General features: G+C 70.0%; 9 protein-coding genes. 2 read left to right on the forward strand and 7 right to left on the reverse strand.

Annotated elements, in window-relative coordinates; translation table 11 throughout:
* From VGD44_RS25825 to VGD44_RS25835, 3 genes are all read right to left on the reverse strand, one after another.
* Positions 1-1028 (reverse strand): AMP-binding protein (locus VGD44_RS25825; protein WP_331091559.1); only part of this gene is annotated, 1028 nt, incomplete at its 3' end.
* Positions 1029-1071: 43 nt separating this feature from the next.
* On the reverse strand, positions 1072-2079 hold the full coding sequence (locus VGD44_RS25830; protein ID WP_331091561.1) for a nitronate monooxygenase: 1008 nt from the start codon (positions 2077-2079) through the stop codon (positions 1072-1074).
* 10 nt (positions 2080-2089) lie between these two features.
* Complete coding sequence (locus VGD44_RS25835) at positions 2090-3391, reverse strand: FAS1-like dehydratase domain-containing protein (protein WP_331091563.1); 1302 nt, start codon at positions 3389-3391, stop codon at positions 2090-2092.
* Positions 3392-3492: 101 nt separating this feature from the next.
* Between VGD44_RS25835 and VGD44_RS25840 the strand changes: the two genes are divergently transcribed.
* Positions 3493-4299: an enoyl-CoA hydratase-related protein gene (locus VGD44_RS25840; RefSeq protein WP_331091565.1), complete on the forward strand. Its 807-nt coding sequence runs from the start codon at positions 3493-3495 to the stop codon at positions 4297-4299.
* A gap of 12 nt (positions 4300-4311) precedes the next feature.
* On the opposite strand, the gene VGD44_RS25845 is transcribed toward VGD44_RS25840, so the two are convergent.
* The 4 genes from VGD44_RS25845 to VGD44_RS25860 are packed head-to-tail and all read right to left on the reverse strand — an operon-like array spanning position 4312 to position 8153.
* Positions 4312-5103 carry a FadR/GntR family transcriptional regulator gene (locus VGD44_RS25845; protein WP_331091567.1) on the reverse strand — a complete coding sequence of 264 codons (792 nt, stop codon included), beginning with the start codon at positions 5101-5103 and terminating at the stop codon, positions 4312-4314.
* 55 nt (positions 5104-5158) lie between these two features.
* The gene (locus VGD44_RS25850; RefSeq protein ID WP_331091569.1) at positions 5159-6142 is read right to left on the reverse strand and encodes an acyl-CoA dehydrogenase; all 984 of its coding nucleotides are present in this window, start codon (positions 6140-6142) and stop codon (positions 5159-5161) included.
* A gap of 1 nt (position 6143) precedes the next feature.
* Positions 6144-7295, reverse strand: coding sequence for an acyl-CoA dehydrogenase family protein (locus tag VGD44_RS25855; protein WP_331091571.1), 1152 nt, complete (start codon positions 7293-7295; stop codon positions 6144-6146).
* Positions 7296-7322: 27 nt separating this feature from the next.
* Positions 7323-8153, reverse strand: coding sequence for an enoyl-CoA hydratase/isomerase family protein (locus tag VGD44_RS25860; protein WP_331091573.1), 831 nt, complete (start codon positions 8151-8153; stop codon positions 7323-7325).
* A gap of 133 nt (positions 8154-8286) precedes the next feature.
* On the opposite strand from VGD44_RS25860, the gene VGD44_RS25865 reads away from it, so the two are divergent.
* A partial coding sequence (locus VGD44_RS25865) for an acyl-CoA dehydrogenase family protein (protein ID WP_331091576.1) occupies positions 8287-9271 on the forward strand: 985 nt, incomplete at its 3' end.

The raw sequence follows: 9271 nt of genomic DNA on the forward strand, positions 1-9271 counted from the left end.
ACCCCGGGGTTCAGCCGGCCGACCGATCCGCGCTTGTCCTCGTGGTGCGCCTTGAAGTCGCCCAGGGTCCAGCCGGCCACGCCGCCGGCGAATTCGGTGGCGCCGTAGTTCTGCAGGACCGGGATCCCGTAGCGCGCGTAGAACTCGTCGGCGAGGTCCGGATCCAGCGGCGCGGTGCCCGCGCGGAAGGCCACCAGGCTCGCGAGGTCGTCCTTCGGCACCTTGGCGTCGAGGATCATCCTGAGCGCCGAGGGCGGCGCACCGGCCACCTTCGGACGATGGCGACGCACGGCGTCGGTGAACGTCTCAACGCTGAACCGGTCGAGCAGGCACGATGCGCGGCCGGCGGCCACGCAGTTGAACAGGCTGAAGACGCCGCTGATGTGCGCGAACGGGGAATTGACGATCTGCACGCCGCCCCGCAAGCGCGGCGGATCGCCCGGCTTGCGGCCGTCGTAGACGCCGGCGGACGTGACACCCTTGTCGAGCGATGCCGCCTTCAGCGGGATCCGCTTCGGGACGCCGGTGGTGCCGCTGGTCAGCATCTCGATGGCGACCCCGGGCGCCTCGCGCCGCAAGTCCCCACCGGTGACCTGGGCCAAGCCCTCGACCGACTGCACCGGCCGCTCCGCGTCGTCACTCAGCACCAGGCCCAGGCAGCCGATCTGCGCGGCGGCGTCCCGCACCTGCGGCCTCGCCCAGTCGCGCTCGAGCCCGACGATCGCCGGCGGCTTGAGGGCGAGTATGTCAGCGGCGAGGCGCTCGTCCGGGAGGGCGGGGTTCAGGGTCACGATGCACCGGTCGCCGGTGACCACCGCCAGGAGGGTCGCGGCGGTCAGCGGGTGGTTACGCAGCAGGCCCGCGACGCGTGTCCCCGGCCCCAGCCCGGCGGCGGCCAGCGCGTCGTCGATTCCCGCCACCACCCGCGCCAGGTCGCCCCACGTGCGCCAGCGGCCCTCGTACTCCATCGCAGGCGCCTGCGGATCGACGGCGAGGACGCCCCGCACCAGATCGGAAAGGGTGGACACTAGGAGGCTCTCCGGCGACGGCGTTGGGAGGTGGAGGGCAAGGTCATGCCGACGCGGCGTCCAGGGCGCGCTCGGCGAGGCGGGCGGCCTCGGCCATGTCCGGTGTCTCGCAGGCGGCGACGTATTCGCGGCGCAGGCGGTTGACCAGTTCGGCGACGCTCGGGATGTCGTGGATCAGGTCGATCCCCTGCCCCGCGCTCCACAGGTTCACCCAGGGCCGCACGCCCTCGGGCAGGTGGTCGTGGCGCATGCCCTTGCCCAGCGGCTCGGGGAGGTTGGCGGGATCCAGCCCCACGCGCCGCATGGACTCCGCCATCCAGTTCGCAGGCACGCCGGCGATCTTGCCGGTGTACATCAGCCCAGCCGAGCCCTGGCTCACCAGCAGGTCCTTGTAGGCCTGGGGCGCATCCGACTCCTGCGTGGCGATGAACCGGGTGCCGAGGTAGGCCAGGTCGGCGCCGAGGATCTCGGCAGCCCGGATGGCGGCCCCGCTCGAGACGGCGCCGGCCATGATGATCACCCCGTCGAACATCGCCCGCACTTGTGGGATGAGCGCCAGGTGGCTGATCGTCCCGGAGTGGCCGCCGCCGCCCGCCCCGATGCAGGTCAGGCCGTCCGCGCCCGCGGCGATCGCCTTCTCGGCGAAGCGCAGGTTGGTCACGTCGTGGAAGACCTTGCCGCCCCAATCGTGGACCCGCGCGACCAGTTCGGTCGGGTCGCCGGTGGCGCTGATGATCATCTCGACGCCGTAGCGCCGGCAGACCGCCAGGTGCAGCGCCAGCTCGTCCGGCGGCAGGCGCGTCGCGAGATTCACGGCGATGGGTGCGATGCGCGCGCCGGGGTTCTCGGCGGCATGCCGGTCGAGGTCGCGACGGATGTCGACCAGCCACTGCTCGAAGATCTCGAAGCTGCGCGCGTTCTGCCGGGGCAGGCCGCCGATCACGCCGGCCTTGCAGGCCTCGCGCACCAGCGCCGGGCCGGTGACGAGGAACATCGGCGCGCAGATGGCAGGCAGCGTCAGCGACGCGCGCAGGTTCGGATCGAGAGCCATGGTCCCGGCCTCAGCCGCCGCGCTGCCGCTTGGCGAGCAGGAGCTCGCCGTGCCGCTTCCACATCTGGGTGACGCGCGCCTGCAGGTCGTCCGGGACCTTCGGCAGCAGCGCCGGCGTGGCCCGGCTGGGCAGGGCGATGGTGGCGTCGGCCTTCACCGTCTGCTCGCCCCGCTGGTTGGTCATGGCGACCATGACGTCCACCAGGAACTGGCCGTTTTCCTCGCGTTTGGCCACCACCTCGCCGCTGATCACCTGGGTGTCGCCCATGTAGTTGAACTTGCGGATCTGGTCGTTCTGGCGCGTCACCCAGCCGTCGTCGCCGCACCAGTCGGTGAGGTAGTGGTAGACGTAGTTCTCCCGCATCACCCCGTAGTCGTAGGCCATGGGATTGCCGATCGCCTGGGCCCACGCCGGATCCCAGTGCAGCCGCTGGGCCACGTCGGGGACGCCGTATTCGTTCTTCACGTAGAAGGGCGCGATGCGCTGGCGGTTCTTGTAGGCCAGACGCCCGACCGTGGGCGCGTAGGGCACGAACCCGTAGCCGCCGGCGTGGAAGCAGACCACGTCGGTGACCGTCAGCGGGCCCTTGGCCATCTTGCCCAGCGAGTCGCCGACCTGGACGTCCTCCCAATAGCGGACGTCCGCGCCGCGAACCGTCTCGTTGGCGTAGATCTCGTCGATCTTGGCGATGTCGTCGTCGGTGTAGGTCTGGGGCTCGATCTTCGAGTACTTGCCCTTGTTCGCCGCCGTCTTGCGCTCGGTCAGGATGCGGATGATGCGGTAGACGCCGACCACCTCGCCACGCTGGTTGAACTTCACGTCGCGGCGCACCTGCACCACGTTGCGGCCCGCGAACTCCGACGGATTGACCTCCAGGGTCTCCTCGCCTTTGAAGCTGTAGATCGTGTCGCCCGGATAGACCGGCCGGTAGAACGTCCACTCGCCGCCCGAGACGAACACGTGGATGCCGCGGAACAGGCTCTTGGTCCTGGCCTTCAGGTCGGCGCTCATCGGGTCGCCCAGCAGCGGCTTGTTGATGACACCCGCCATCATCGAAGGCGCGATCACCGAGCCCCAGCGGGTCGTCTCGCCGTACTCCGGGTCGCAATGCAGCGGATTGTCGTTGCCGCAGCCGTGCGCGAAGTTGCGGATGTTGTCGGTCGTGGCGGTCTGCACGTACTCCCGCTCACGCGACGCGACATCCACGCCCAGCAGCAGCTTCGCGCGCTCGATATCGTCATCGGTGAGCGAGTAGGCTGTCGCCTTCTCCCAATCCTGCTTCACCACGTCGGCGACGGCGTCCTGGGCCATTGCTTCCTCCGCTTTATATCTCTAACTTAGTTAGATAATAAGCAGACGTTACAGATGGTGCAAGCGCGCAATCGCCGGATTCGGCGCCAGGAGGAAACAGCGTGGAGATCCTGAACTTCGAGAATGTGCGCCTGGAGTTCGACGGGGCGCTCGCGAGCCTCGTGCTCGCCGACGCCGATCGGCTGAACGCCCTGTCGCCGGACATGGTCGAAGGCGTGCAGGCGGCGCTGCGCGAGATCGCCAAGCCGCGCCGCGGCGTGCGCTGCCTGATGGTGACGGGCGAGGGGCGAGGCTTCTGTGCGGGGGCGAACCTGTCCCGGCGGCGGACCGAGGCGTCCGAAGGCAAGCCGTCGTCGGCGGGCAGCGCCGTGGAGAGCATCTTCCACCCGATGATCCGCAAGCTGCGTGACGTCGAGGTTCCGGTCGTGGCGGCGGTGAACGGCGCGTGCGTCGGGATCGGGGTCTCGATCGCGCTCCTGGCCGACTACGTCATCGCCGCGGACAAGGCCTATTTCCTCGTGCCCTTCCGCAACCTGGCGTCCAGCACCGACAGCGGCCTCACCTGGCTCCTGCCCCGTGCCATCGGGCCGGCGCGGGCGCGGCAACTGGTCATGCGGGCCGAACGGCTGCCGGCGGAGACGGCGCTTCAGTGGGGCATGATCAACGAGGTCGCGCCCGTCGAAGGCTTCGCCGGGGCGGCCCGAAAGGTGGCGCAGGAGTTCGCCGACGGCCCCACCGTGGCGCTCGGACTGATGCGACGGCTGGTGCAGGACAGCGCCACGACGGGGCTGGATGCGCACATGGAGGCGGAGGCGCGCGGCGTGCTGAAGACCTCGCGCACCCAGGACAACGCCACGGCCATAAAGGCCTTCGGCTCGAAGGCGCCGGTGACGTTCGTAGGAAGCTGAGTGTTCCCGCCGCTAGTCGAGGATCTCGATCACGCCGCGGCGGCCCAGGTCGCTGAGCCAGACCTTGCCCGCATTCTCCATGTGGGTCTTCCAGTGCGCCTCGGCCCCGGCGCCGTCGCCGGCCTCGATCAGGTCCACCAGCCGGCGATGCGACTTCAGCCCGAAGCGGAGCTGCTTCTGGCGCTCGGGCAGGCTGACCGGCGGCCGAAGGTTCTGCGACGCCAGCAGCGCCTTCTCGAACACGCCCTTGAGGGCGAGGGCCAGGATGGCGAGCGTCTCGTTGCCGCTCTGCTCCATCAGGAGTCGGTGGAAGTCCGCGATCGCCTGGGTCACGGCGACGGCGTCCTCGGTCAGCTCGAACTCGCGCTCCACGTGAGGGCGCAGGACTGCGGCGGCCTCCTTCGGTCGGCGCTCTGCGGCAAGGCGCGCGGCCGGCGGCTCGATCATCACCCGCGCCTCGTAGACGTCCTGGATCGTGGCGCCGCGCGTCTGCAGGGCGATGCCTGCGGCCCGGGCCACGATGTCGGAGTCGGGCTGGGTCACGCGCGCGCCGCCGCGGGCGCCGCGCGAGACGCTGATCAGGCCTTCGGATTCGAGGATCCGGATCGCTTCCCGGATCGTGGGCCGCGACACCTGGAAGTCGTCGATCAGGTGGGCTTCCGACGGCAGGCTGTCGCCGGTCCGCAGTTCACCGGTCACGATGGATCGGCGGATGCGGCCAGCCACCAGTTCGGCGGTCTTCGGCACGCGCACATGGGCGGTGACGTTCGGCGTGTAGCTGCGGCGAGTCTGGTTTCCGTCCATGCTTGAAGTCTAACGCATTAAGATGATTTTCAGGTTCCGAAATTGTGGGCGCATCCTAGCCCGCCGGTCCAGCGCCATTTGCAATCGCCTCCAGGACAATCTGTGGGCGAACGACCTGCCGCCAGACGAGCGACCGCTTCAGGAACAGGTGCGCTGCGTTCTCCGCCGTCACGCCGGTGGCGCCGTGCAGGAAGATGTTGTCGCGCGCGTTGCGCCCGGCAGCATCCTCGCAGGCCCTGGCGGCCGCCAGCGCCTGGAAGCCCCGGTCCGCGGCGCCGTCCCGCAGCGCGACCGCGGCGAAGAACAGTTGCGCCCGCGCCTTCTCGCAGCGCACGGCCATGTCGACGCAACGGTGGCGGACAGCCTGGAAGGCGCCGATGGGCCGACCGAACTGCTCGCGCAGCTTGGCGTAGGCCACGCTGGCGCCCAGCGCCGCCTCGGCCATGCCCAGCTGCTGGGCCGCGACCAGCAGGACGAAGCGATGCGCCTCGTCGGGCGCCTGGCTCTCGGCGAGCACGACCATGCCGGCCCGCGATCCCGCCTGCGCCGCCACCGTGGGATCGAGGCTGGGGCAGGCCTCCGCCTTCCCGACCTCGACGACGCTCAGCTTGTCGTCCTCGAACACCAGGCCCAGCGTCCCGCCCCCCGCGCCCAGGCGCCAGGCGCGGCCGCCGCCCGCCTCGACGATCAGTCCGACCGCCGCCTCGCCCGCCACGATCCGCCCGGCGACGCCCGGCGTGTCAGCCGCCGCGATCCGCGCCGCCGCGGCGCCCGCCGATAGCGACACAGGTCCCACGGCGCGGCCGATCTCCCGGAACAGCAGGATCTCCTCGACCGGAGACACCCCGCTCCCGCCCACGCCTTCGGGCGCGCCGAACCCGATCCAACCCAGGTCGGCGGCCAGCCTGCGCAGCCGTTCCTCGTCGGCCGCGGCGTCAGCGCCCGCCGCGAACCACCGATCCAACGGCGCCTCATTGGCCATCACGTCGGCCGCCATGGCGACGATCTGGGCTTCGTCCTCGCCGAGGGTCAGGTCCATGCTAGCGGCTCCGCGGCAGTTCGAGGACGCGGTCGGCGATGATCTCCCGCTGGATCTCGGGCGTGCCGCCGCCGATGGTCATGACCATCCCGTGTTGGAGCAGATCGCCCCACCGGTTGCGCTCCAGGTCGCCATCCAGGATGTCGGCGCCCGCGATCTCCGTCGCCAGCTCGTGGACCGAGCGGGCCACATCGTTGGTCAGCAACTTGGTGATCGAGCCCTCGGCGCCGGGCGGCTCGCCCCGCGCATACCGCGACAGGTTCGCGTAGTTCAGCGCCCTCAGCGCCGCCACCTCTGCGCGCCGGTCGGCCAGCTTGCGGCGGACCTCGTCATCCTTCCAGTCGCCGCTGGCCTTGGCGATCTCGATGAGCTCCTCGAGCCGCAGGGTGATCTCGGCCATCTCGCCGATAAACGACGTCCCGCGCTCGAACCCCAGCGTCGCCATGGCTGTGGCCCAGCCGCCGTTCACCTGCCCCACCACGTTCGACAGCGGGATCCGCACCTCGTCGTAGAATACCGAGCAGAACTCGGCGCGGCCGTTCATTTTGCGGATCGGCTGGATTTCGATGCCCTTGGACGCCATCGGGCAGATGACCCAGGTGAGGCCCTTGTGCCGACTGGACTCCGGGTCGGTGCGGACCAGCAGTTCCTGGAAGTCCGTCTGGTCGGCGCCCGTGGTCCAGGTCTTCTGGCCGGTCACCACCAGCTCGTCGCCATCCACGACGCCGCGCGTCCGGAGCGACGCGAGGTCGGACCCGGCGTTGGGCTCGGAGAAGCCCTGGCACCACAGCGCCTCGCCAGACAGGATGCGCTGCAGGTGCCCGGCCTTCTGGTCGTCGGTCCCCAGCGCGATCAGCGTCGGCCCGGCGTGGTTCTGCGCCACGAACCGGAATCCCATGGGCGGGCCGCCGGCCCGAACGTACTCCTCGTACCAGATCACCTGCTGCAGGATCGAAAGGCCGCGGCCGCCATACTCCCGCGGCCAGTTCAGGCCCGCCCAGCCCGCGTCGAACAGCACCCGCTGCCAGGCCCGATCGAACGCGGCGCCCGCCGCCGGATCGTGCGGCCGCCGTTCGGCGGGCACGTTCGCGGCGAGCCAAGTCCGCAGGGCCTCGCGGAAAGCCAGTTCCTCCGGGCTCCAGGTCAGGTCCATCGCGTCGCCTCCTGCAGGTTCGGCCGGTCAGCGACGGGCATTGGGGTCGGGGTTCCAGACGGGCGCGCGCTTCTCGCCGAACGCCTTCGGGCCCTCGACGAAATCCGGGTGCGACCATTGCAGGCGCAGCAGGCTCCAGCCCGCCTCGACCGAGCGGGTGTAGCCCTCCTCCATCGCGCCCCAGATCGCCTGCTTGGACAGGGCCAGGGCCTGCGGGGAGTTCTTCTTGATCGACGCCGCCAGCTCAAAAGCCCGCGCCAGCGCGGCCGCCGGCGTGGGCTCCAGCAGATCCACCAGCCCGAGCTGGTGCGCACGGGCTGCCGGCATGCGGTAGTCGCGCCCGACGAGGGTCATCAGCAGCGCGCCGCCCAGGGTCATCCGCCGCGCAAGCCCGATGTTCTCGATCGCCCCCACCTGGCCCACCGTCGTGTGCGTGTCCATGAAGGCGGCCGTTTCGGCCGCCACGACGATGTCGCAGTCCACCACGAAGTGCAGGCCGCCGCCGGCGACCAGGCCGTTGACGGCGCAGATGACCGGCTTCCACACGCGGTTCTGGTAAGGCGTCAGCCGCACCACCTGGTCCAGTGGACGGTTCTGAAGCGACGACCCGGCCTTGTCCGTCGACAGATTGGACACCGAGGCGCCGGTACAGAAGTGCCGCTCCCCTGCCCCGGTCACGATGGCGCAGCGGATGGCGTCGTTCGCCTTCACCTCGTCCCAGATCGCCTCAAGGTCGGCGTGCATCGCCCGCGTCAGCGCGTTGCCCTCGTGCGGCCGGTTCAGCGTCACCAGCGCCACGCCGTCGCGCAGTTCGTACGCGACGTCCGTCAGCGCGGCCGCATTCAGTCCTGTCGACACCGTCCGTTCCCCCTGGCCAGTTTCCATCTTAACATCGCTATATAATTTATCTATGTTGTCGCGTCTGTACAGGTGCGAAGTCACCGGCCGGGAGCTTCCGACCCGGCTGAAGCAGGCGCAAGGGAGGACGTGGATGGACCTGGAGCTCGGCTCCGCTTACGAGGCGTTCCGCGGCGAGGTCGCCGCGTTCCTCGGGAGCCATTGGCCGCCGGCGCGCGAGGCCGACCCGAAGCGGGCCGCCGCCGAGTTCCGCCAGGCGGCGGTCGAGCGAGGCTACCTCTACCGGTCCATCCCCAAGCAGTATGGCGGCTCCGAGCAGCCGGCCGATCCGTTGAAGGCTCGGGTCATCCGCGAGGAATTCGCGAAAGCCGGCGCGCCGAAGGAGCTGGAGGGCCCCGGTGTCTCGATGCTGGTCCCGACTCTCCTGGGCCGCGGCGCCGAGTGGCAGCGGGAGCGCTTCATCGCCCCCACCCTGCGCGGCGATATCGTCTGGTGCCAAGGCTACAGCGAGCCCGGCGCTGGCTCCGACCTCGCATCGCTGAGGACCCGCGCAGTCCTCGAGGGCGACCAGTGGGTGATCACGGGCCAGAAGCTATGGACGACCATGGCGCACCTGGCGAACTACATGTTCATCCTCGTCCGCACCGAGCCCGACGCCCCAAAGCACAGCGGCATCTCGTACCTGCTGGTCGACATGAAGCAGCCTGGGATCACCGTCCGCCCGCTGAAGCAGATGACCGGGGGCCGCGAGTTCAGCGAGGTGTTCTTCGACGGTGCGCGGACGCCGAAGGATTGGATCGTCGGCGAGCGCGGCCAGGGCTGGGAGGTGTCCCGGACCACCTTGAAGCATGAGCGCGATACGGTCGGGGGCGCCACGCGAACCGAGGACATGTTCCACAAGCTGGTAGAGCTGGCCCGCAAGGCCGAACGTCTCGGCGAGCCCGCCCTGAGGCGCGACGACGTCCGCCAGGAACTCACGCGGATCGAAGCCTATGTGCTGGCCCAGCGCTATTCGTCGTACCGGCAGATGTCGATGGACCTCGCGGGCCAGGACCCCGGCCTGATCGGCGTGCTCAACAAGCTGAACGGCACCCAGATCGGCCACCGGATCGCCAACC

The organism is Phenylobacterium sp. (genome assembly GCF_036402295.1).
GTDB lineage: Bacteria > Pseudomonadota > Alphaproteobacteria > Caulobacterales > Caulobacteraceae > Phenylobacterium.

Bases quoted from the DNA above. Each gene is read 5' to 3' on its own strand.
- VGD44_RS25855 (WP_331091571.1), bottom strand. From the start codon at position 7,295: ATGGACCTGACCTGGAGCCCGGAGGAACTGGCTTTCCGCGAGGCCCTG.
- VGD44_RS25830 (WP_331091561.1), bottom strand. From the start codon at position 2,079: ATGGCTCTCGATCCGAACCTGCGCGCGTCGCTGACGCTGCCTGCCATC.
- VGD44_RS25850 (WP_331091569.1), bottom strand. From the start codon at position 6,142: ATGGACCTGACCCTCGGCGAGGACGAAGCCCAGATCGTCGCCATGGCG.
- VGD44_RS25835 (WP_331091563.1), bottom strand. From the start codon at position 3,391: ATGGCCCAGGACGCCGTCGCCGACGTGGTGAAGCAGGATTGGGAGAAG.
- VGD44_RS25845 (WP_331091567.1), bottom strand. From the start codon at position 5,103: ATGGACGGAAACCAGACTCGCCGCAGCTACACGCCGAACGTCACCGCC.